The organism is Clostridium sp. DSM 17811 (assembly GCF_018861905.1).
GTDB lineage: Bacteria > Bacillota > Clostridia > Clostridiales > Clostridiaceae > Clostridium_AD > Clostridium_AD frigoriphilum.
In genome coordinates this window covers 331,839-355,184 of sequence record NZ_JAHLDU010000001.1, presented here as the reverse complement: position 1 = coordinate 355,184, position 23,346 = coordinate 331,839, and the positions used below count along the sequence as shown (strand labels likewise).

The 23,346-nt window shown below is 30.8% G+C and carries 25 protein-coding genes and 1 riboswitch; of the genes, 14 read left to right on the top strand and 11 right to left on the bottom strand.

What is annotated here, in order from left to right:
* Nucleotides 1-75: 75 nt before the first annotated feature.
* A complete protein-coding gene (locus KPL44_RS01675; RefSeq protein WP_216246813.1) occupies nt 76-795 on the top strand; it encodes a hypothetical protein in 720 nt (239 codons plus the stop codon).
* A 399-nt stretch (nt 796-1,194) separates the two neighbouring features.
* Here the strand turns inward: KPL44_RS01675 and KPL44_RS01670 are convergent, their stop codons facing one another.
* From KPL44_RS01670 to mgtE, 7 genes are all read right to left on the bottom strand, one after another.
* Nucleotides 1,195-1,962 carry a hypothetical protein gene (locus KPL44_RS01670; RefSeq protein WP_216246811.1) on the bottom strand — a complete coding sequence of 256 codons (768 nt, stop codon included), beginning with the start codon at nt 1,960-1,962 and terminating at the stop codon, nt 1,195-1,197.
* Nucleotides 1,949-2,875: an ABC transporter ATP-binding protein gene (locus KPL44_RS01665; protein WP_216246809.1), complete on the bottom strand. Its 927-nt coding sequence runs from the start codon at nt 2,873-2,875 to the stop codon at nt 1,949-1,951. Before KPL44_RS01665 ends, KPL44_RS01670 begins: the two co-directional genes overlap by 14 nt.
* A gap of 2 nt (nt 2,876-2,877) precedes the next feature.
* Nucleotides 2,878-3,081 (bottom strand): PLD nuclease N-terminal domain-containing protein, encoded by a 204-nt coding sequence (locus KPL44_RS01660; protein ID WP_216246807.1) that lies wholly within the window; start codon nt 3,079-3,081, stop codon nt 2,878-2,880.
* 84 nt (nt 3,082-3,165) lie between these two features.
* A complete protein-coding gene (locus KPL44_RS01655) occupies nt 3,166-3,390 on the bottom strand; it encodes a sigmaY antisigma factor component (RefSeq protein WP_216246805.1) in 225 nt (74 codons plus the stop codon).
* A 1-nt stretch (nt 3,391) separates the two neighbouring features.
* Nucleotides 3,392-3,790, bottom strand: coding sequence for a hypothetical protein (locus tag KPL44_RS01650; RefSeq protein ID WP_216246803.1), 399 nt, complete (start codon nt 3,788-3,790; stop codon nt 3,392-3,394).
* Nucleotides 3,791-4,321 (bottom strand): RNA polymerase sigma factor SigY, encoded by a 531-nt coding sequence (gene sigY / locus KPL44_RS01645; RefSeq protein WP_216246800.1) that lies wholly within the window; start codon nt 4,319-4,321, stop codon nt 3,791-3,793.
* A 187-nt stretch (nt 4,322-4,508) separates the two neighbouring features.
* Complete coding sequence (gene mgtE, locus KPL44_RS01640; RefSeq protein WP_216246798.1) at nt 4,509-5,852, bottom strand: magnesium transporter; 1,344 nt, start codon at nt 5,850-5,852, stop codon at nt 4,509-4,511.
* Between the two features lie 205 nt (nt 5,853-6,057).
* On the opposite strand from mgtE, the gene galE reads away from it, so the two are divergent.
* From galE to KPL44_RS01605, 7 genes are all read left to right on the top strand, one after another.
* Nucleotides 6,058-7,044, top strand: coding sequence for a UDP-glucose 4-epimerase GalE (gene galE, locus KPL44_RS01635; protein WP_216246796.1), 987 nt, complete (start codon nt 6,058-6,060; stop codon nt 7,042-7,044).
* A gap of 443 nt (nt 7,045-7,487) precedes the next feature.
* A riboswitch (guanidine-I (ykkC/yxkD leader) is annotated at nt 7,488-7,592 on the top strand.
* A gap of 108 nt (nt 7,593-7,700) precedes the next feature.
* Entirely contained in the window at nt 7,701-8,021 is a 321-nt protein-coding gene (sugE, locus tag KPL44_RS01630; protein ID WP_216103720.1) for a quaternary ammonium compound efflux SMR transporter SugE, read from the top strand.
* A gap of 206 nt (nt 8,022-8,227) precedes the next feature.
* Nucleotides 8,228-8,455 carry a hypothetical protein gene (locus tag KPL44_RS01625; protein ID WP_216246795.1) on the top strand — a complete coding sequence of 76 codons (228 nt, stop codon included), beginning with the start codon at nt 8,228-8,230 and terminating at the stop codon, nt 8,453-8,455.
* 30 nt (nt 8,456-8,485) lie between these two features.
* The gene (locus tag KPL44_RS01620; RefSeq protein WP_216246792.1) at nt 8,486-9,091 is read left to right on the top strand and encodes a lactate utilization protein; all 606 of its coding nucleotides are present in this window, start codon (nt 8,486-8,488) and stop codon (nt 9,089-9,091) included.
* A gap of 21 nt (nt 9,092-9,112) precedes the next feature.
* Nucleotides 9,113-9,367: a hypothetical protein gene (locus KPL44_RS01615; RefSeq protein WP_216246789.1), complete on the top strand. Its 255-nt coding sequence runs from the start codon at nt 9,113-9,115 to the stop codon at nt 9,365-9,367.
* Nucleotides 9,368-9,526: 159 nt separating this feature from the next.
* A complete protein-coding gene (locus KPL44_RS01610) occupies nt 9,527-10,276 on the top strand; it encodes an NADPH-dependent oxidoreductase (protein WP_216246787.1) in 750 nt (249 codons plus the stop codon).
* 506 nt (nt 10,277-10,782) lie between these two features.
* Complete coding sequence (locus KPL44_RS01605; RefSeq protein ID WP_216246785.1) at nt 10,783-11,421, top strand: hypothetical protein; 639 nt, start codon at nt 10,783-10,785, stop codon at nt 11,419-11,421.
* 84 nt (nt 11,422-11,505) lie between these two features.
* Here the strand turns inward: KPL44_RS01605 and KPL44_RS01600 are convergent, their stop codons facing one another.
* A complete protein-coding gene (locus KPL44_RS01600) occupies nt 11,506-13,329 on the bottom strand; it encodes a MutS-related protein (protein ID WP_216246784.1) in 1,824 nt (607 codons plus the stop codon).
* 259 nt (nt 13,330-13,588) lie between these two features.
* On the opposite strand from KPL44_RS01600, the gene KPL44_RS01595 reads away from it, so the two are divergent.
* Nucleotides 13,589-14,134, top strand: coding sequence for a cytidylate kinase family protein (locus tag KPL44_RS01595; RefSeq protein WP_216246782.1), 546 nt, complete (start codon nt 13,589-13,591; stop codon nt 14,132-14,134).
* A gap of 37 nt (nt 14,135-14,171) precedes the next feature.
* On the opposite strand, the gene KPL44_RS01590 is transcribed toward KPL44_RS01595, so the two are convergent.
* Nucleotides 14,172-14,627 carry a DUF441 domain-containing protein gene (locus KPL44_RS01590; RefSeq protein ID WP_216246779.1) on the bottom strand — a complete coding sequence of 152 codons (456 nt, stop codon included), beginning with the start codon at nt 14,625-14,627 and terminating at the stop codon, nt 14,172-14,174.
* 352 nt (nt 14,628-14,979) lie between these two features.
* On the opposite strand from KPL44_RS01590, the gene KPL44_RS01585 reads away from it, so the two are divergent.
* Together KPL44_RS01585 and KPL44_RS01580 are read left to right on the top strand one after the other, a co-directional pair.
* A complete protein-coding gene (locus KPL44_RS01585; protein WP_216246778.1) occupies nt 14,980-16,107 on the top strand; it encodes an ABC transporter ATP-binding protein in 1,128 nt (375 codons plus the stop codon).
* Nucleotides 16,107-17,699, top strand: a complete 1,593-nt coding sequence (locus tag KPL44_RS01580) for an ABC transporter permease/substrate-binding protein (RefSeq protein ID WP_216103730.1) — start codon at nt 16,107-16,109, stop codon at nt 17,697-17,699. The genes KPL44_RS01585 and KPL44_RS01580 overlap by 1 nt, the downstream gene beginning before the upstream one ends.
* Nucleotides 17,700-17,777: 78 nt before the next feature.
* Here KPL44_RS01580 and KPL44_RS01575 read toward each other — a convergent pair whose 3' ends face one another.
* Nucleotides 17,778-18,110 carry a winged helix-turn-helix transcriptional regulator gene (locus KPL44_RS01575; protein ID WP_216246776.1) on the bottom strand — a complete coding sequence of 111 codons (333 nt, stop codon included), beginning with the start codon at nt 18,108-18,110 and terminating at the stop codon, nt 17,778-17,780.
* Between the two features lie 251 nt (nt 18,111-18,361).
* Between KPL44_RS01575 and KPL44_RS01570 the strand changes: the two genes are divergently transcribed.
* On the top strand, nt 18,362-18,997 hold the full coding sequence (locus KPL44_RS01570) for a flavodoxin family protein (RefSeq protein WP_216246773.1): 636 nt from the start codon (nt 18,362-18,364) through the stop codon (nt 18,995-18,997).
* Between the two features lie 336 nt (nt 18,998-19,333).
* Here KPL44_RS01570 and KPL44_RS01565 read toward each other — a convergent pair whose 3' ends face one another.
* A complete protein-coding gene (locus KPL44_RS01565) occupies nt 19,334-21,136 on the bottom strand; it encodes a diguanylate cyclase (protein WP_216246772.1) in 1,803 nt (600 codons plus the stop codon).
* Between the two features lie 202 nt (nt 21,137-21,338).
* Here KPL44_RS01565 and yidA point away from each other — a divergent pair, with 202 nt between their 5' ends.
* Together yidA and KPL44_RS01555 are read left to right on the top strand one after the other, a co-directional pair.
* Nucleotides 21,339-22,163, top strand: a complete 825-nt coding sequence (gene yidA / locus KPL44_RS01560; RefSeq protein ID WP_216246769.1) for a sugar-phosphatase — start codon at nt 21,339-21,341, stop codon at nt 22,161-22,163.
* A 153-nt stretch (nt 22,164-22,316) separates the two neighbouring features.
* The gene (locus tag KPL44_RS01555; RefSeq protein WP_253201575.1) at nt 22,317-23,219 is read left to right on the top strand and encodes an N-acetylmuramoyl-L-alanine amidase; all 903 of its coding nucleotides are present in this window, start codon (nt 22,317-22,319) and stop codon (nt 23,217-23,219) included.
* The last annotated feature ends 127 nt before the right edge of the window (nt 23,220-23,346 follow it).

Genomic DNA, 23,346 nt, shown 5'->3' with positions numbered 1-23,346 from the left:
CTTATAGTAATGAATATAATTACCTTAATAAAGTAATAATAATGGGGTATAAATTTACTGTAGGGAGGGTTAATAATGAAAAGTACTTCTTTGAGAATAAAAATATTAAGCGGAATGTTATCTGCAGGCATAGCTTTTTCCGGAACAAGTCTTGCATTTGCTACTGATAACAACATCGAAAATGAAAAGGTTGTTACAAATATAAAATTTAAGCATTCTTCAAGTAACAAAAAAGTCGATAAAGCACAGCGAGCAGAAGTGAAAGCTACATTACAAATTGTAATTAAGGAGAGTGTGAACTCAAACATCATTACTAAAGCTGAAGGAGATAAGGTATTAGAATATGTTAGCATAAAGTCCGAGAAAAAACATAAGGGATGCGAAAAAGGAAAATGTGATGGTAAAAAAGGTGGACTATTTAATGATTTAGTAACAGAAGGTATTTTAACTAAGGATAAATCGGAAGCTCTTCGTGAAAAAATGTATGTTAAAAGGACAGAAATAAAAACTGTGGAACTAAAAAATGGCTTAAAGGGTCTTGTAGATGATAAAGTAATAACAATTGAGCAAAGCAATAAAGTTCAAGATATTATGATGGAAAGGCAAACGCAGAGAAAAGAAATTTATAAGAAAATGCAAAATATGAGTCAAAAAGAAAGACAAGAATACGTGAAAAAAATGGATGGTACTAAGGTTAATCCTATGAAGGCACTTGTTGATAATGGGACTATAACAAAAGAGCAAGAAGTTAAAATACAACATGTATTGCCACATCATGGGCATCATTACAAATAAAAGTTGTTGATATCATCTTTCTCCTATGTGCCTTGAAATAAGAGTTTGAAGCGTGAAATCTCATTTTGAAATTCTAATGTTTTGCTTACGTAAAATTTCCTTCCTCTGGGTCGTTCTTTGGGGGACATAACAATTATTAATTGTTATGTCGCTCACATTCGGCATTCGCCGGTTCGCTAGCCTTCCTTTCAGGAAGTCTCACGGGAATTTTACATTCGCAAAACAAGAATTTCTAAAATGAGATTTCAATTGTTTCTGCACCTCTTATTTCAAGCACTTCCGGAGAAAGATGATAATAATTCGGCATTGTTACGGTTCGACAGCTTCCTTTTAGGAAGGCTTACGAGAGGTTTATATTAATGCCCAATATTTCATTATCATTTCCAATACCAAGATAAGTTACACAACATTAACCTTGTTCATTCTCCTTATGGTTAATAAAATAAGAATTATGGATAAGATAATCACACTAGTAATGGTTGTTGTAAGATTTATATGTTTAAACTGAGTTGCTCCATCAACTAGATTATAGGGAATAAATTTTGATATGCTTTTTATGCCTGTAATTGCTACAGAAAAATAGTTTACAACCAAAACTATAATCCCTGTAATTACTCCTTTTTGGATTATACTACTACAAAATAATACTAAGGTTATTATAAAGAAGTAATATATTGATAATAGGGTTGCCGATGATAAAACTGATGAAAATGCAACTGGATTGCCTTTTAATAAAAGTCCAGAGTAATAGTAATTCACTGAAAATCCTAAAAATGTAAAGATAGATAATGCTAGAGTATAATTTATTAATTTAGCAAGTACTATTCCAGTTGGTAGACTTCCTTTAGAATAAGGAAATATAAGCTTTCCTGTAGTAATCTCATCGCTTAAACTACCACAAGTGGTGAAAATTATTACAAGAGTTACTATTTGAAACAAGTCCTTTATATAATTTTGCATACCTGTTAATTGAGTGATTGGAGGTAACAGAGTACTTATGTCTGCGGAACCTTTTGCTAGTTGACTTTTTAATATTTCAGGTAAAAGTTTGACCATAATTGGGTCTGAAATTGCAAAAAACAGAAAACTGACAGCTAAGATTATATATTTATAGTGCGTCTTTGATTCCAGAATCTCTTTTTTAAAATATGCTTTAAATGTGGCCATCTTTATTCACCAACTTTAAAAAAATTTCTTCAAGATTACTTTTTCTTAAATTAAATGACATCAAGTGATTAGGCTCTGTGGCTAGGAGTTGCAACAGTTTACTTCTTGCTAAATTTATATCCCTAACATAAATATTAAGTTTGTTTTTATTACGTTGTATGTTTTCCACCCAATTTAATTTAGAAAGTTTTTCTTTGAAATTTGAACAGTCATCTTCGAATTCAAGATCATAAATTGGTTGAATGTAATCATTTTTTAATTCTTCAAGACCTGCAGACACTGCTATTTTCCCGTCTTTTAATATACTTACCTCATCGCATACCCTTTCTACGTCATTTAAAATATGAGTTGATAAAAAAACACTTATGCCTTCATTTTTCAAACTATTAATAAATTCAAGAATTTCCATACGCCCCTCTGGATCTAAAGCTGATGTAGGTTCATCAAGAAATAATAATTCTGGTTTGTTAAATAGAGAAACACAAAGACCAAAACGTTGCTTCATTCCACCAGAAAACCCACTAAGTTTTCTATCCCCAGCATCCTTTAGGCCTACAATTTCTAAAATCTCATTAGACCTCTTCTTAATCGTTGTGATACTCATATTACTGAGCCCTCCTATAAAAACTAAATACTCATAACCAGTCATGTAGTCATAAAACACAGGATTTTGTGGGAGGTAGCCCACATTTTTTAAAATTTTTCTTTTGTTTTTGTTGAAATCTTTACCATTATACATTATGTCACCGCTATTATACCCAATTAATCCAGTAAGAATATTCATAGTGCTTGTCTTACCTGATCCATTTTGTCCAAGAAAACCATGGATTTTTCCTCTTTTGATTTCGAAACTTATTCCCTTTAAAACCTCAAACTCTTTATAGCTTTTTGTTAGATTTGTAACTTTTAGCATAATTAACTCCTTTCTCTACCTAAAAGTAAATAAGCAATTGGACCTAGTAATTCACCAAAAATAATTATCAAAGCCCAAACCCATTTTGGAAAGTGTTTAACATTATCTTTAGAAAGTTTCAATAAACAAAAAACCATAAGGCCCAATTGGATGATGATAAGTGGAAGAAGGGTTTTTATAAGTTCTATTGTTGTTAAATTCCCCATTTTGTGAACCTCCTCATAAAATATAAAATATATTGTACACTACAATTATTTAACGATTGGGAATATAAAAAGTTCACTATTTTATTATCCTTTTTTCTTTTTATTTTTGTTGAATATTATTCTAGTAACTATTAGATATAGAATTAATGATTCTGGTATATTTATTAGACCTACAAATCCCCAAATCCAATAGAATTTTTCTCCTCGCTTTTTTGCGTCTTTAAAAATCCAGGCCGCTTGAAATAATAAAAATGGTGATATGCAAATCAAAAGAATAATTAATGATTTCGTATCTAATTTAGGATGCATATTAATTACCTCCAGCTTGTAATAGTTTAGCTAATGGAATTATTACAATAGGCATGAAAATAAAGGTTAATAATTCATAGTATACAAAAAAATTATCACCAAAATAAAATGTTATTAGAATTAAAGATGAAATAATTAATGATGACAATGATATAAAAAAGATAAATTCTAAAGAGTTTTTTCTATTTTGTTTTATTAGTTCTCCTTTTTTAATAATTTCAAGTATATTTATATTACAATTTAAAATATCTGGTTTTAAAATATCCATTTTATTTAAAGCTAAGTTTAATTTGTCAGATAAAATTATTTCTTCAGTTGACATATTTTTTTCAACTTTATCTGGTAGCTCATTATAATATTTATCTATTACTTTTTTATACATATTTTCTGAGTTTTTCATTTACATTATCCCCTTTCTATCTAGCTCTAAAATAATATATTTTATGCAATTGTGAAGTCTTGAACGAACAGTTCCTATAGGGCATTTTAAAATTACTGCAATTTCTTCGTATTTGTAACCATAATAATGCTTTAATATAAAAACTGCTCTTTTTTCATAAGGTAGTTTCAATAATATTTCCTTAACTGCATTATATTCAATATTAAAAATTACAGATCTTTCAGGGCTAATTTCATTTGTTTCAATAGTCTCAGAAATTAATTCTAAATTTTTGGTCTTTCTAAGTAAATCTCTATATAAATTAGTAGCTATAGTAATTAGCCAGGTAGAAAATTTGGCATTAGGGATAAATTTTTTAATATGTATAACTGCTTTTAACATAGTTTCTTGGACGATATCTTGAGCTATATCGATATTTCCAGTCATTTTTATAACGTAGCCCTGTAATATTGGATAATTCGCACTAAGTAAAGTATTTAAAGCACTTATATTACCGGATTTAGCCTTTTCAATTAAGTTTATATTATCCAATACCTCACCACCTATATAAATTAAACGTACGTCATTAAAAATAGTTCATTTATTCATTTTTAATGAATGTATTATATAATATGTAATACTAATATACAGCATATCCCATAAGAGGAACAATAAAAAACGACTATGTAAACATAATCGTTTTTGATGTTAATATTAAACGTTATTTTATATGCTTTTTTTATATTAAGTAAGGTAAAAATAGTGTTGCAAGTCCTAGGAAGAAAAAGAATCCTAAAACGTCTGTTACTGTGGTAACAAATACAGCAGAGGCAAGTGCTGGATCAATATTGAGTTTCCTAAGAATAACTGGGACTGTAAAACCTGATATGGTTGCAGCTACCATGTTTAGTACCATAGAAAGACCAATAACTACTCCAAAAACAATATTCTTTTCCCATAGGTAACCTAAAATTGCTACAGCAATGCCCATGGCGATTCCTGTAAATAGGCCTACGCCAAATTCCTTCAATAATATTTTTAAAGAATTTTTGGCGGTGACTTCTCCAAGTGCTATGCTACGAATAATTATAGTTAGAGTTTGGGTGCCTGCGTTACCTCCCATACCTGCAACTATTGGCATGAAGGTGGCTAAGGCTACGACCTTTTGTATTGTTCCTTCAAAAAGGCTAACAGTTGCGGCTGCAAGGATTGCAGTTAATAAATTTACAAATAACCAGGGTAGTCTACTTCTGACGGCAGACTTAAGTGAGCCAGTGACCTTTTCATCTTCTTTTATACCTGCAAGACGATATAAATCCTCAGTATGTTCATCACTAAGAATCTCCATTACATCATCTGAAGTTACTATTCCTAAAATCTGCATAGATTCATTTACTACGGGCATAGTTAGATAACCATATTTCTCGAATATGTGGCCAACCTCTTCTTTATCCATATCAACTGGTATACTCATGGCGTTATCATTCATAATATCGGATATTTTTACATTAAAGCTGTTAATTACAATCTCACGAAGGGATATAACTCCCTTTAAAAAAGCATTTCCATCAACTACATATATATAATAGGCATTATCTACATCAGGTGCTTCCTTTTGAAGGTAACTAAGAGTCTCGCCGATAGTCATATTTTCTTTTATACTTACAAATTCAGTGGCCATAATTCCACCAGCACTATCTGGAGGGTAGGTTAACAATTCCGTTACTTCAGCAACATCTTCTTTATCTAGCTTTATCATTATGTTTTTAGCTTCATCTTCTGTTACTGCTTCTAATAAATCAACCAATTCATCTGAGGACATTTCATGTATAATTTTCTTTTGCATGATATCCTCATGAATTGATAGGAGGGCATATTTTTCATCATCATCTGCGTCATCAATAATATCTGCAATGATATTTGGAGATAGTTTTTTAAATAAATCTAATTTAATTCCTTCGTATTGCCTGATAGCTATTAAAATATCAGCAGGATGAATAAACTGAATAAGTTTGTTTACTTCATCTATGGATTCAGTTAATAAAAATTCAGTTAGTTCTATTTCGTTTAGTTTATGTGACATGTTTACCTCCTTCAATAAAAATAGCTTTTTAGCACAGTACTAAAAAGCTTAAGTAATTAAGATAATTTATTATATTCCACGAGGTGCTGTAGTGTCAACCGTATAGAAATAATGTAACCGAATAACAAATTTATGACTAATGGAAAAAATGTGTTAAAATGATTATAGATTAAATAAAAAGCTTTATGAGAGGAGAATTTAGTTAATGGCAATTTTGGTATGTGGTGGAGCAGGTTATATTGGAAGTCATATGGTGGCAGAACTTTTAGAAAAAGGTGAAGAGGTAGTTGTTTTAGATAACTTCCAAAAGGGACATCATGATGCATTAATAGGTGGAAAGCTATATTGTGGAGATTTAAGAGATGATGTTATACTTAACAAAGTTTTTACGGAGAATACTATAGATGCAGTTATAGATTTTGCAGCAGATTCATTAGTAGGTGAGAGTGTTGTAGAACCTTTAAAATATTTTGAAAACAATATTGGTTCTACAGTAAATTTATTAAAGGCTATGAGAGATCATAATGTTAAATATATAGTGTTCTCATCGACTGCAGCGACTTACGGTGAGCCAGATAATATTCCTATACTTGAAGATGATAAGACTTTTCCTACTAATCCTTATGGAGAGTCAAAGTTATGCGTTGAGAAAATATTAAAATGGTGTGATAATGCTTATGGCATAAAATATACTGCTTTAAGATATTTTAATGCAGCAGGTGCACACATAAGCTCAAAAATAGGAGAAGATCATAGACCAGAATCCCATTTGATACCTATTATTCTTCAGGTAGCACTTGGACAAAGAGAAAAGATAATGATATTTGGCGATGATTACAAAACAGAGGATGGTACTTGTGTTAGAGATTATGTTCATGTAACTGACCTTGCTAGTGCTCATTTACTTGCAGTGAAAAGGCTTAGACGAGGAGAGGACAGTATAACTTGTAATCTTGGAAATGGAAAAGGATTTTCTGTTGCAGAGGTTATTGAAGCAACAAGAAAAGTTACTGGAATTGATATAAAGGCTGAAATGGCACCTAGACGTGCAGGAGATCCAGCAGTACTTATAGCTTCTAGTGATAAGGCTAAAAAAGTTCTCGGATGGGAACCTAAATATGCTTCTCTTGAAACTATTATAGAAACTGCATGGAATTGGCATAAAGGTCATCCACAAGGATACACTAAATAAGAGGGTATCCTTATGAAATTTATCTTATGTGTCTCGAAATAAGAGTTTAAAACATGAAATCGCATTAAGGAATTCTAATGTTTTGTTCAATATTATATTCTCAACCTCTGGGTAGTTCTCTGGGGGGCGTAACAATTCTCAATTGTTACGTGCTCACGCTCGACGTCCTGTCTCGGGTTCGCTAGCCTGACTTCCTGTCAGGCTTACGAGAATTTAATATTGGCAAAACAAGAATTTCTAAATAAGATTTCAATTGTTTCTGCACTTCTTATTTCAAGTCACTTCCAGAGAAAATTTATACTAGGATGGGTCTAGAGGGATAGTGTTAAAAAACCATTTAATCCTAGTCTAAATTCTTTTAGGTGTTAGGCTGTCGCCTTGCTTTATAATAAGTAATTAATGAAAACATAATTGGTAAAAAAGAGTTTGTAAAACTCATATAAATAAAAGTTTTATAGGGTTCCGCAGTTTTAGGTTTATAACTGGACTGGTCCAAGATAAAACGCACAGTTTAATTGTGTTCACGGAAGGATAAAAGCCTGGGAGATATTCTACAATATCGTCTTTGGCTTTTATTTTTTGTTATTGTTAAGGGCAAATTTATTAAGTACTAATAAATATTAAAAATTTTATATTAGAAGAGGAGAGTGAAAATTATGCAATGGGTGTCTTTAGTTATAGCAGGATTTTTTGAAATGGGTTGGGCTATAGGACTTAAATATTCACAAGGATTCACAAAGCTTGTACCGAGCGTATTTACGATATTGGGAATGATAGCAAGTTTCTATTTTCTGTCTTTATCATTGAAAAGCCTTCCAATAGGAACTGCATATGCAATTTGGACAGGAATTGGTACAGTTGGTACTGTGATTTTAGGAATAGTATTATTCAAAGAACCCGTAAATGCAATGAGGTTAGGTTGTATTGGATTTATAATAATAGGAATTGTAGGATTAAAATTAGTGTCACCTAGTTAATGCAATTTATCCTGTGTGACTTGAAAGGAGAGTTTGAAACATGAAATTGCATTAAGGAATTCTAATGTTTTGCTTAATATTAAATTCTCAACCTCTGGGTAGTTCTCTGGGGGGCGTAACAATTCTCAATTGTTACGTGCTCACACTCGACGTCCTGTCTCGGGTTCGCTAGCCTGACCTCCTGTCAGGCTTACGAGAATTTAATATTGGCAAAACAAGAATTCCTAAATGGAAATTCAATTGCTTCTGCATCTCTCCTTTCAAGTCACTTCCGGAAAAAATTCATACTAGGGAGGTGTACAAAAGATGATTTAATCGAAAGTGTTAAAGTTATATTTAATTTATCTCAAAAGAATATTATTTTAAAGGATGAAGATGATTATGATTATAAAAAGAAAATACTATTGTTAAAGCATTTATATAAACAGATATAATTAAAAAAACATTGGAGGTATAGTAAAATCATGAATATTGAAAAAACCATTTTAGCACTTGAAAAAAATAATTATGAGGTTAGTTTCTTTAAAACATCCGAAGATGCAGCACATTATTTAGAAAGTAAATTTAATGACGAATATATAGGCTTTGGCGATTCTGAAACTATGTTTCATATGAACCTGTTTGATAGGCTTTCTTTACATAACAAGGTTGTTGATCCTAAGCATTGTGGAGCAGAGGCAACATTCCGTGATACTGCCATAAAGTGTTTGACTACAGATATTTTTTTTACTTCAGTGAATGCGCTGTCAGAAACGGGAGAGATGGTAAACATTGATGGCACAGGTAATCGTGTAGCTGGTTCATTGTTCGGTCATAAGAAGGTATATTTTGTTGTCAGCACAAATAAAATCGAACCTACGCTTGAAGCTTCTATATGGCGTGCTCGTAACATTGCTGCACCTGGTAATGCTAAGCGATTAGGATTAAAAACGCCATGTGCAGTAAAAGGAGATCGCTGTTACAATTGTTCCAGTCCAGATCGCATTTGTAATGGTCTTTTAATTTATTATAAAAAGATGAATAACACCGATATGGAAATCGTATTAATAGATGAAAAACTTGGATTCTAATCTAGAATGAGGGGAGTTTTTATGGGAGCTTTATTTTTAATCGTTATTTTTATTGTTCCAGTACTTATTACTATAGTTATTTTAGATAAATATACAAAAAATAAGACTTCAATACAAATAATGTTAATAGGCATAGAAGTTACTATTGTTGGAGTAGCAATTATAGCATTTGGTGGGGGTGGGTTTTCGTCTAATGAGACCTTTTATTTTAATATAATAGGTTCTATTATTGTTGTAATGGGCATTACCTCAAGTGTATATGGGGTTAAGAAATAATTTTTAATAGGAGTTCTTATTAAACTTTGGAATAATTATAATAAAATTACGACATTAAAAACCAGAGTAAATTTGAACATATTGACAAAGAAAAAGATAGAGAGTATTATGTAAATAATAAGAATTATTAACAAATAATAAATGACTGGAGACGAGAATATGAATGAAGTAATTAAATTATTAAATGATCATAGATCAGTTAGGGATTATAAATCTGATGCTGTAAGTGAGGAAGATTTAGACCTAATAATAAGAGCTAGTCAAGCTGCTCCTTCTTCTATAAATGGGCAACAAGTTACTATAATTAGTGTGCAGAATATTGAGAAGAAAAATAAGTTATCAAAACTTGTGGGAAATCAAGTTTATGTAGGTAAAGCACCTGTTTTCTTAGTATTTTGCGCAGATTTTTATAGAGCTAAGCTTGCGGCTGAAATTAATGGTGAAGAGTTTGTAATTACTGAAAGTGAAGAAGCAAAATTAGTAGGTGCAGTAGATGTAGGATTGGCACTTAGTAATGCTATAGCTGCAGCAGAGTCATTAGGTCTTGGAATTGTACCAATAGGAGGTATCAGAAAAGAGGCGGAAGCAGTAGCTGAACTTTTAGAATTACCTGAACTTGTATATCCTATGGTAGGACTTGTTATTGGTCATCCAGCTGATAAGTCAGAAGTTAAACCAAGATTTCCTAAAGATGTGATTTATAATAAAGAAGTTTATAATAAAGATTCTTTAGAGTTAAAATCAAAAATTAAAAAATATGATAAAGTAGTTAAAGATCATATGATAAAAGTAACGAATGGTAGACTTAGCAATTCATGGAGCCAAGATATATCAGGAACATATAAATATTTTTATTATCCAAAAGTGAAAGAATCACTTGAAAAACAAGGATTTAAAGGTAATAAATAAAAAATAAATTAAATATTTTAAAAAAATTGTATAAACTTCCCTTAAGGACAATTATATCCTTAGGTTAGTATATACAATTTTTTTAATTTTTTTGTATTTTATTGAATCATTCAGCTAAGACTAGATAAACACCATATTTATCTTTATAGTCTTTGGTTTTGCTGGCAAAATCGGATAAAAAGTAACCTTTAAAAAGAGCGATTATGGAAATTAGTATAATAAAATTTTTTAACTTTGAATTAATTTTCATAAGATTACATTTCTCCTTTCTCTCTATTACTATGTTACTATTTTGCTCTAAAATAATATTAAAAACCTATTGAAACATAGGTAAATTGCTAAAATATATACATGGTTAAATTGTTAATCAAAAATGCTTGTGGTAATTTTATTATTTAAAAAGTTACACTAAAACATGGATAAATTTTTTGTTAACAATCTGTAGCAAAGTGTAAAATGATTATAAATATGATAACATATTGATATTAAGCAGAAAAAGGGGAAATATGACGAAAAACAAAAGAATAAAAAAATATAATCAAAGAAAGAAAAAAATATTATCATTGTTTTTGATTATTTTATTAGGAGTATTTGTCGTCTTTTTATCTATAATATCAACTAATAGTAAAGTAAATCTTAGGAAAATCAATTCAACAGAGGGTTTAAATAAAAATAAGAATACCCTGGTAAAAGGTGGTGTTCTTAAGATAACTCAAAAGGATATAGATGAGAGTAAAAAAGCAGAAGATAAAACTTCGGGTATTGATAAAAAGAAAGAATTAGAAATTATAAGAGAGGAGGTTGAAAAGTCTAAATATGTTACTCAAGAAAAAGAAAAAAACACTAAAGATGTTCTAGTGCAAGCTGCAAATAAGCGCCTTTTATTAATAAAAGTGCATGGAAAGCTAAAGAACGCATATTCTTTAGTTGAGTCACAAAAAGAGAAACAGGTGATATCAATAATGATTTCAACTGTGGGCAAACTTGAAACTAATCCTTCCTATGATTTTAAGGCAAATCAAGCTAGTATTAAATCTACTTATAACAAGCTTGATTCCCATAGTAAGAGTAACATCAAGAATGCAATACTTTGCAATATTGATGGAGGTAGTATAACACAATTGAAAAAATCTTTCGGATTATAAAAAATAAAAAAAACTATCAAAATATACTACATGCATTTTGATAGTTTTTTTAAAAAGAATAATAAATATTAAAAAAAGTTGAGTTTATTTAGGAAGGTCGATATCGCTAGGAATTTCAAGTCCTGCCATTTTCATTAAGTATAATGCATTTCTAGTGGTAGAAACACCGGTTCGTAATTTATAGTCAAAGTATAGTTTGTCATCTTTATAATATTCACGAAGGTGATAATTCCTAACTTTTCTATTTGTCTTTTCTATGTCACCAAGTTCTAGGTCATGGGTAGATACAAAACCTAAAGCATTTTCATTACTTAGTTTTGAAACTAAAACTTTAGCACCAGTATGTCTATCAATAGAGTTAGTTCCTTTAAAAATTTCATCCAATAAGAAAAAAATGGGGGTATTATCTTCTGTTGCAGTTACAAGTTTTTTTATTCTTAAAAGTTCTGCATAGAAGGAGGAAATATTTTTTTCTAAATTATCACTTGTCCTCATGCAAGTATAAATATCCATTATAGAGCAGGTAAAACTTTCACAGCATACGGGAGCACCGGAATATGCTAAAACCAAATTAATGCCTGTTGTACGAAGTAGTGTGCTTTTACCTGACATGTTGGAACCTGTTATTAAAATAATGTTCTGTGACTTGTCTATATGAATATCATTGTATATTCTCTTATCTCCAAGTAATGGATGACCGAGTTTTTTAGCGTCGAATATAGGTGGACTATCTTGGAATTTTGGCATAGCCCAATCACTGTGTTCAAAGGCTATGGTTGATAAACTATTTAAAGCCTCCATTTCACCTATAACTTCAAGCCATGTTTTTAAAGAGGATGCACTAGCTTTTTTAAAGCGTTGTAGATTAATTAAACACTGATAATCCCATAGAGTAAGTATATTTATAGGAAAATAGTAAATATTTTTTCTGTCAGATATTACGGTTACTAGATTTGCCAACTTTTTAATCTGAGTGGAAGCTTTCATTCCATCTTTATTTATAAGCTTTTCTCTTAATTTTATTAAGTACTCTGAGTTAAACTTCTTCGTTTCTATGTGCTTAAGTAACCTATTATATATAAGAATAGAATCTTTATATTGATACACAGTGTCCAAATTCCTACTTACTTCTTTATATCCAACTAAAAGAAGTATTATCTGGAGGACTATTGCTAACATAAATATTCTATATGATATTAATGATAAAATAAAAGAGGCTACTAGAAGAGATAAAGTTATTATCGGCAATATTCTTATTACAGCAATGACTATTGGTTTTAGGAAAAATTCATTTTTATCCTCTGCCCACTTAAATAACTCGTCTGGGTCATGATTCTTATTTTCACTAAGTATTGCTTCTGTTTCGAATCTTTGTGTCCATCCAATATTTTTAGCGAGCTCTTTTACGGCTTGCTGCCTTTTGTATATCTCTTCGATATTATACTTAGGTTTTTGGAGCGTTTCCTTAAGTTTTTGACGTCCTAGGTAAGTTATGCAGGTGTTTATCCATTGAAAGATGGAGTTATCACCAAATATATCTAGGTCTCTTGAGTAGCTGTGAGTTTCATCGACGAAGTCCTGACCACTATCAGAAAAACCCTTCCAATTATTATCGAGACGTTTTAGGCAATTTTCATTAATTTCACATAAAATAGTACAGCGAATTTTATTATACTTTATTTTTTTATGTTTTATTGCAAGTGTTATGAATGTGATAAGTGTTGTAATTAATACAAAAACACTTAAGTAATAAGTAGCTCGCATATAGAAGAAAATTGAAAAACCTAGTCCGGCTACAAAGATTATTAATCTCAATAAGCTTATAAAACTTATGGTTTGGGTTTGTTTTTTTAATAAATCTTCATAATGTTTCTTTCGATTTGCGTAAGATGATTTTTGTCTTTCCATAATAACCTCCTAGATGATTACTTTATTAAATACATAATACCATATTAAAGGCTCAGTCCGCAATTTTCTATATTAGTATAATATTGTAAAATAAAGTGAATTTTTTTATTTGGACTTTAAAATATAGTAATTGTGGTAATATATAAGAATGAGAACAAGGAGGAGATAGGGCTATTTCCGCTGGTGACAAAAAGTATTAGAATTTAAGAAAATAAATTATTTGTCTTAATATTTCTTAAGTATAGGAGATGAAGTTAAATTGAAAATAACTATAACTGGGGACTTATATTCGGGAAAGAGCAGTGTAGCTAAGGGTGTATGTGAGGTAATGGATTATACCTATTTTAGTGTGGGTGAATTACAAAGAAAGCTTGCGGTAGAAAAAGGTATGTCTATTATGGAATACAATGATTATATGTTTTGCAACAATTTAGATCATGAGGTTGACAATAGAACTATGCAAATTGGGAGAGAAAGTGATAACTTTATTTTTGATGCCAGACTTGCATGGCATTTCATACCAAACTCCTTTAAGATTTATTTCAAAGTAGGTATAGATATTGCAGTAGAACGGGCTATGAAAAGTAAGAGAGGGAAGTCTGAGGATTATACTTCTAGGCAAGAGGCTAAAGCGAGGATAATTGGAAGAAGAAGACTCGAGGTAACAAGGTTTAATGAAATGTATAACATTGATATAGATAATGATAGTAACTATGATTTAGTTATTGATACTTCCCACATGACTATGGAAGATGTAATTGAAAAAACTATAGAGAAGTTGCGAGAATGTAGTGATAAAAAGTAATACGCGTATTTAAATAAATGCGCGTATTACTTTTTATTCATTTATGAATAACTTTCACAAATACTGCCAGCATTCCAGATGTAATAAGTGGTCCTACAGGTACTCCACCTAAAAATGATGCAGCTGCGACTGCTCCGACTATCATGGCAGGCATTATATCGCTATGACCCTGAACAGTAAGATAGTTTAAACCTTGTCCGCTTAAATATGTTGTTAAAAAAGAAAGAACTAAAGCTGTTATGCCTATCCAGGATGTAAATACACTTTTTATATTTACGGATGTAATGGTACCGTTAGCTATAGGTATCATAATGGCAGCTATAAGAAGTATTAATCCACATGTCATTCCGCTCTTTTGAAGAGGTGGATACACATATTTGTCTAATCCTAAAAGTTTTGCCATAAGTAAAAAACATGTTGCAATGGCAACCGAATTTGCTTTGCCGAATATGGCAGCGGCAAGAATCAACAATAAAATAATAGTTGGATTCAAACAAATCATCTCCTGAAATATATTTATTTCAATATTAAGATAAATTAAACATTAATAATATATTATTCCTTTCATGCAATATTAATTCTATAATGTTTTTTAAAATGAAAGAAGGTTTTCAAAAACACAAATTGACTATGAAAACGCCATATAGCCAATAAACGCACTAATACGTAGCATATGAACCGTTTTTATGTATATATCGACTGTACCCTAATATTGATAGAACTGCCACATCTATTCACAGTTTATGGAGTTTTCCAAACAGACACGCCTATGATATCATATAAGTTGTTAGTTCTAATTGGTGTAAATTAGCTAACGATGCATTATTATATTGAGGAGAGGTTATATGTTAGAGTTTAGGAATTTAAGGAAGGTTTTTAAGAATAAAACCGTAATTAACGACATTAATTTTACTGTAAATAAGGGAGAATTTGTAGTTATAGTAGGACAAAGTGGTTGCGGTAAAACCACAACCTTAAAAATGATTAATAAATTAATTTTACCGACATCAGGAAGTATAAACTTAGATGGTAAAAATATATTTAAGGAGGATACCATTAAGCTTAGACGGAATATGGGATATGTTATACAGCAAACAGGACTTTTGCCACATATGACTGTAGGGGAGAATATTGGAATAATACCAATGCTTGAGAAATGGCCAGAAGAAAAGATACTTGCAAGGACAAATGAACTCTTAGAAATGGTGGGAATGAAGCCAGAAGAGTATATAAACAGATATCCATGTGAGTTAAGTGGAGGTCAACAACAAAGAATCGGAGTTGCAAGAGCTTGGGCAACAAATCCGGATGTAATTCTTATGGATGAGCCTTTTAGCGCATTAGACCCAATTACCAGAAATCAGCTTCAAGATGAATTGTTTAATCTTCAACAAGAGTCTAAAAAAACAATAGTTTTTGTAACTCATGATATGGATGAAGCACTTAAGCTTGGCGATAGAATTTGTATTATGAAGGACGGAAACATTGTTCAGTATGATACTCCAGAAGAAATTCTAAATAATCCTGCTAATGATTTTGTTAAAGAATTTATAGGGAAAAATAGAATATGGCAGCAACCGGGGTTTATAAAAGCCAAGGATATTATGATTACGGAGCCAATAACAACTAGTGGAAGCAGGACAGTAGTACAAGCTTTAGAAATTATGAAGGCAAACAAAGTAGACAGTTTGTTAATTATTAATAAAGAAGATAAGCTAGAAGGAATTGTTACAATAAAAGATATTATAAGGAATTACACAGGTTCTCTAAAGGTAAATACTATTATGGGCACAGAAATTAAAACTGTTAATCTAGAGGACTCTTTAGTAGATATATTAAATCTAATGAATGAACTTAAAATCGGATATGTGCCAGTTGTAGATGATGGTTCAAAGTTAGTTGGGCTAATTACTGAGAGTAGTTTGTTAATTGTTTTAAGCAATCAGTATATTAACCAGGAGGATGAGGAGTAATGGGAATAATACGTTCAATAGTTGGTTTTAAAGATTTTGTATTTCAAACACATGGGCAGATAATAGATTTAACACTTCAGCATATAGAATTAACAGTATTTGCTGTGCTTATAGCAATAATTATTGGAATTCCTTTAGGTATATTAATATCTAGAGTTAAGAAGTTAGCGGGGCCAGTTATAGGTCTTGCTAATTTAATACAAGCGGTACCTAGTTTAGCATTACTCGGATTTCTAATACCAGTAATGGGAATAGGCAGTGCACCGGCGATACTAATGGTGTTTTTATATTCATTACTTCCTATTATAAAAAACACATATACCGGACTTATGAATATAAATCCAGATGTAATTGAGTCATCTAAGGGTATGGGAATGACGAGTAAGCAAATACTTAAGCTAGTTCAATTACCACTTGCGTTTCCTATAATTATGACAGGAATAAGAATATCAGCAGTTACAGCTGTTGGGCTTATGACAATTGCAGCATTTGTAGGTGCAGGTGGACTTGGATATATGGTATTCTCAGGTGTGCAAACTGTAGATAACAATATGATTCTAGCCGGAGCGATTCCTGCATGTTTACTTGCACTATTAATGGACGCTGTTGTAGCTAAAATCGAAGAAGGGGTTACACCTCCAGGAATTAGAAAAGCAGATGGTACAATTAAACTGTCTAGGAAAAAAAGATATAAATTTAACAAAACACAAAAAATCATAGCTAGTTGCTTAGTAGTCGTGTTAGTAGGTAGTGGTATATTTATGGCCACAAGAAAAACCGACACAATTGTGGTGGGGTGTTACAACAGTTCAGAACAAATTATATTAGGTAATATGTTAGCAACGTTAATAGAAAAAAATACAAAAATTAAAGTAGAAAAAAAGTTGAATTTAGGCGGTTCGGGGCTGGCATATACAGCATTAAAAACTGGTAAAATAGATATGTATCCTGAGTATACTGGAATGAGTTTGGTTGGTATTATGAAGAGAGCACCAATTAATGATCCAGCTAAAGCATATAAAGTGGTAAGTGATTATTATCTTAATAACTATGGTATAATCTGGCTCAAACCTTTTGGATTTAACGATACTTATACATTGTCAGTAAGACAAGACACAGCAAAGAAATATAATCTAGAGACTATTTCAGACCTTGCAAAGGTGGGAGATAAGCTTAAACTAGGTGCTACATTAGAATTTTGTAATAGAGCAGATGGGTATTCAGGAATAAGTAAAGTATATAATTTTAAATTTAAAGAATTTAATTCAATTGATGGGGGACTAAGGTATACAGCTATAGGGAATAAAAAAGTAGATGTTATAGATGCTTTTACGACAGAAGGATTATTAAAGTCATATAAACTTAAGGTTTTAAAAGATGACAAACAATTCTTCCCAAATTATGATTGTGTACCGATAGTCAACAGTAAAACCCTTCAGAAATATCCACAACTTAAGCCTTTAATTAACAAATTAGGCGGAAAAATTACTGAGGAAAAAATGATAGAATTAAATTATAAGGTTGACAAACAAGCGGTGCCTCCAGCAAAGGTTGCAGAAGACTTCCTTAGAGAAAATAAATTGATTAAGTAGTTTTAGTTTAAGGAAGATATAATTAAAATGGTCCGTTTCTACAGTTTATGTAGGGAGGGGCTATTTTAATATTAGCTATTATTTCAATAAGTGAGAATAATGATTGATAGACCAAGTTTCAATTTCTTTAATAATTTTAGTTAGCGCGTTTCCTCGATCAGTAAGATAATATTCAACTTTAGGGGGAATCTGCGCATATATTTTCTTGTTTACTAATTCATCATTTATTAATTCTTTGAGGTTTTCATTTAATACCTTTTGACTTATACCTATTGTTATTCTTTGAAGTTCTAAAAATCTTTTAGGTTCATCATATAAATGACATAACAAAACTGCCCTCCACTTGCCTCGTACAAAATCCATTGCATAATCTAATAAACATATATATTCTTTACCTTTACAGTATATCATTAGGGTACCTACCTTTAATTGTTTTTATATTTAGGATCTTCAATGAGAGTCATAACATATTAGAGCTAATTATATAGGAGCAATTTAATATAAGCAAACTTATACATAATGTTAAATAAGTATAGATATTTATAAGAATCTTACCTAAAGGTAAGGTAACTAACTAAATAGTGCGTACTAGCAAGTTAAATAGGGAAGCCTTATAATGAACACAGGTTTAAATAAATGAAGATTATATGGAGGTATATATTATGAAAGTACTTGCTTTTAACGGGAGTCCTAATAAAAATGGGAATACATATGAGGCTATCAAGGCTGTAGCTACAGAACTTAAAAAAGAGAATATAGAGGTAGAAATTATTCATGTAGGAAATAAAGAAATACGTGGATGTTTAGCCTGTGGCGGATGTAGTAGAAACATGAATGAAAAGTGTGTTATTAAGAATGACGAGGTTAATGAATGGATTCAAAAAATGAAAGAGGCTGATGGAATTATTTTAGGATCACCTGTACATTACAGTGCAATAGCTGGAACTATGAAATCATTTTTAGATCGTGCATTCCTTGTAACATCTACAAATGGAGGTATGCTTAGACATAAAGTAGGAGCTAGTGTTGTCGCAGTAAGGCGTGCGGGTGGAATTCCAACATTTGATCAATTAAATAATTATATTAATTATTCAGAAATGGCAATGCCTACATCTAATTATTGGAATGTAGTTTTTGGTACTGCACCAGGCGAAGCAACTCAAGATGAAGAGGGAATGCAGATTATGAGAGTCCTCGGCAAAAATATGTCATGGCTTTTAAAACTTGTAGATGCTGGTAAAGATAAGATAGAAGAACCTAAAGTTGAAGACAAGGTATTTATGAACTTTATAAGATAGTGACTAAAATTAGTCACTAATTTGTTCCACAGTCATTTACCGGAATAAAAAAGCATGAAATTTATCCGTAATGATTTGCAAATAGAGGCGAATGAACTATTGAAATTTAGTTTAGAAATTCTTCTTTTGCGATTATAAAATTCTCGTAAGCCTGACAGGTTGCATAACAATTAATAATTGTTATGTCCCCCAGAGAACTACCCAGAGGCCCAGGCTAATGAACTTGAGACAGGACGTCGAGTGTGAATGATAGAGAATTTTATATAAGCAAAAGATTAGAATTCCTTAATTAAATCTCTAGTTTAGAGCTCGATTGGCAAAGTATTACGGATTTCTTCATGCTTTTTTTTGTATTCGCAGATCTAAATTTATTGACATAACTTTATTTTTACCCATAGCTTTTGCTTGGTACATAGCTTTGTCTGCTGATGTAAATAAATATTCTAGATTCTCAGTAGTAGGAGTGATAGATGCAACTCCAAGGCTTGAGGTAATTGGTATTGTATCTGATTTTCTAATAATTAAAGGATTGTTTTCTATTGCATGTCTCAAATTTTCTCCAACCATTTCGGCCTTTTTAAAGGAGGTGCCGGGTAATAACACAATAAATTCTTCACCACCGAAACGCCCTAAAATATGACTCTCATCTAAATTCTGTGAACAAATTTTTGAAAGCCGTTTTAACACTAAGTCACCAGTATGATGACCTAGGCGATCATTTATTTTTTTGAAATCATCTATGTCAATCATAATGGAAGAAATAGGTTGCATTGATGATTTTGCTTTATCGAAGATTTTATTAGCAAGTTCAAAAAAACTGCGTCTATTATATAAGCTTGTTAGAGGGTCAATGCAAGCTAGTTGTTTTGTTTTACCATGTAATTTAGCATTTTCCACAGCAACACCTGCATTGAAGGCAAAGGATAAAGCTATGTCGCAGTGATTTTTAGTATAAATATTCTTTTTACTCGAATCTAAGGTTAGTAGGCCAACAATTTTATTATTGAAAATCACAGGTATTCCTAGCCAACTTTCAATATCTGTTAGATTTATATAATGATTAAAACGATTATCTTCTTTAACATTAGTAACTAATAATGTAGTGTAAGTTTTATATATTTCTTTAAATAGCAGGTCTTCGTCTTTATTTATACGAATCTTGTATATAGCATTTATATTTTTGAAACCATAGGCTGATTTAACAATAAATTGGCTATTTTCTTCCATAAAGAATGATGCACTGTCATATGGAATTATTTGTTTTAAACTTATAAGTAACTTGTCTAATACCTCGTCTAAATTTAAAGTCGAATTTAGGGAAAAAGTAGCAGAACAAAGTTTTTCTCTTAAACAATATTGTTCCTTTTGCTTAGCTAAGGTCTCGATTTTTTTATATGCTTTAGATTGATTTTTTGCTAGTATAAAAATATTTAAAAGTATAAAAAAGAAGAAGATTAGCAGTGAGTAATCATTGACATTATTTATACCTAAATAATGTAGCATGGACATAGAGATGATTACAATAGTTGTAAGAAAGGCAATTAGTATGATTATGATTTTTTGATTTTGGCTTCGATATGCCTTTAATATAATATAAGTAGCATATACAATGAGTAACATACTAGAAAATTGAAATATTATAAGCAACTTTGATGCAAGTATTGGGGAAATGAAAATAGTAGTAGCTATAAAGAATAAACAAAACAACTTGCATATATTATTAATAGTTTTTGAAGAACTTTCCTTAAAAAGTATAAACATAAAACTAAGTATAAAAAAAACTGCCAGATAGATGCTTAAGTATTGCAGTTTAATAACTAGAATGTAATTTAAGGTGGGATATAAGGATAAAAAATATTTGTTGCCAACAATTAAAGTCCTTAAAGACATAATTATACACAGGCAACCAAAATAAAGCTTAGAAATGTCCTCTGTTCTAAAAATATATAAGCATAGGTGATATAAAGCGACAATAAGAAATACGCCAAAGTATAAGAAATTAAGTACACCGTTTTTAGAATTAATATTTGAGGATGAAGTAGGCACATTCAATTTATTTAAGGAGAAAATAACATATAATAATGCTACCAAAATAATAGTGGATAGAATAATAGTCAATGATTTTTCTTTTTTTAGCATTATGTATATAACCCCTTTCATTATATTATTGTAATCATATTACCTTAGTATAACAAAAATGTCATTATTTATTTAAAAGGCGGAATTATTTGAGTCATATGTATAATCAATATAAAGTTTATAAAACATGTAATCCATTACTTACAAAATTCTATGATATACTATATTTAGTTTAAGAAAAGTGGTTACGTGGGGGTAAAAAATGTATAAATTAATAGCAATAGACATGGATGGAACCTTATTAAATAGCGAAAAGAAAATTTCAACAGCTAATTTTAATGCAATACAACAAGCAAAAGATATTGGAGTTAAGGTTGTACTGGCATCAGGAAGACCTCTAATTGGATTTAAAAGATATCTAGAAGAACTTAATTTAGTTTCAGAGGATAATTATGCAGTAGCATTTAATGGAGCACTTGTCCAGAACTGTGAAGGTAATGAGATAATATCTAAAACAACATTAACTCTTGAAGATTATAAATATATATATAGTTTAAGCAAAAAGCTAAATGTTAATATACATGCATTAACGGAAGATTCAGTAATTTCTCCCAAAGACACAACATTCACTAGGCACGAAGCAGAAATGAATCATATTCCTAATGAAATAATTGCTGTAGAGGATGTACCAGCAAGTACTACTATAGTTAAGGTTATGTTTGTAGACAAGCCAGAAGTTATAGAAGATGTAATGGGAAAGATTCCAGAGGAAGTAAGTGATAAATACACAGTAGTTAGAAGTGCAGCTTTCTACTTAGAGTTTCTCCCTAAATCAGTTAATAAAGGTGCGGGAGTGGCAGCGCTTGCTGAAAAATTAAATATTAAACAAGAAGAAGTTATATGCATAGGCGATGCAGGCAATGATATCCATATGATTAAATATGCTGGACTTGGAGTTGCTATGGGAAATGCATATCCAGAGGTTAAAAGAGTTGCTAATTTTATAACTAAAACTAATGATCAAGATGGTGTAGCATTTATTATTAACAAATTTATTTTGAATCCACAAGAAGAGTTTGCGGTATAATACTATAAAATAAAGCAAGCAAATTCCTTAGGAATTTGCTTGCTTTGTTTTTATAGTAAATTGTTAATAACAAAAATAAAATGTGTTAACAAAAAAATGGTACAATAAGCATACATTATTTATATTTTTACAGAAAGAATCCAGGAGGGTAAAATGAGTAAAACTAAAAAAATATTATTAGCTTTTATGTGTCTTGTTATTATAGGTGGAGTATTATATAAAGTAAATTATGTAGAAAAAGAACATGAAAAATCGGTACAAGCTATAAAAACAAATGAGCAAAATAAAAAGTTGAATAAGATCGCTAATGAAAAGTTGCTAGCAAAAGCAAAAGGAGTAAAAGAGGCAGAGGCAGTAAAAGATGCAAAGGTGCTGCTTAAAGTTAACAAAGATAAAGAAATTTTAAAAAAGCAAAAAGATTTGGACAAAAATTTGGCGAAGGTAGTTGTTATAGACCCAGGACATGCAAGTATTACTAGTTTCGAGCAAGAAAAGCAATCACCAGGCTCAACAATAATGAAAATAAAGGAGCCAGGTGGAGCTCAAGGAATTAATACAAAAACGCCTGAGTATGTGGTTAATATGGCGGTAGCAGTTAGACTAAAAGTTTTGCTTAGTAAAAAAGGATATACTGTAAAAATGACTAAGACAGAGAATAAACAAATGCTTGGGAATATTGCAAGGGCTCAGGTCGGAAACAATTCTAAGGCAAATTTAGTTATACGAATTCATGCAGATTCAAATGATAATTCATCTGTTAGTGGAGCGTCAATGCTTGTACCTACGGATACTAAAGATACAGATCCAATATATAAGTTGAGCAAACAATATGGACAAGTAGTTTTTAGAAATCTTATTAATGATGTAGGAATGAATGATAGAGGCGTTGTTGAAAGAGATGATATGACAGGATTTAATTGGTCTAAGGTCCCTGTTATTTTAGTGGAGATGGGTTTCTTATCGAATAGTAGTGAAGAAAGGCTTCTCATAACTGAATCTTACCAAGATAAGTTAGCAAGGGGTTTGGCAGATGGGATTGATGCGGCGTTAAAGTAAAGGTATCGAATCTCTTGAGTGACTTGCAATACGAACTCGAAACATGAAATTCCATTAAGAAATAAAAATTTTTTAAATGTTTTTTTATAAAAATTATTAGTATTTATTTTCATGTTATTTGGTATAG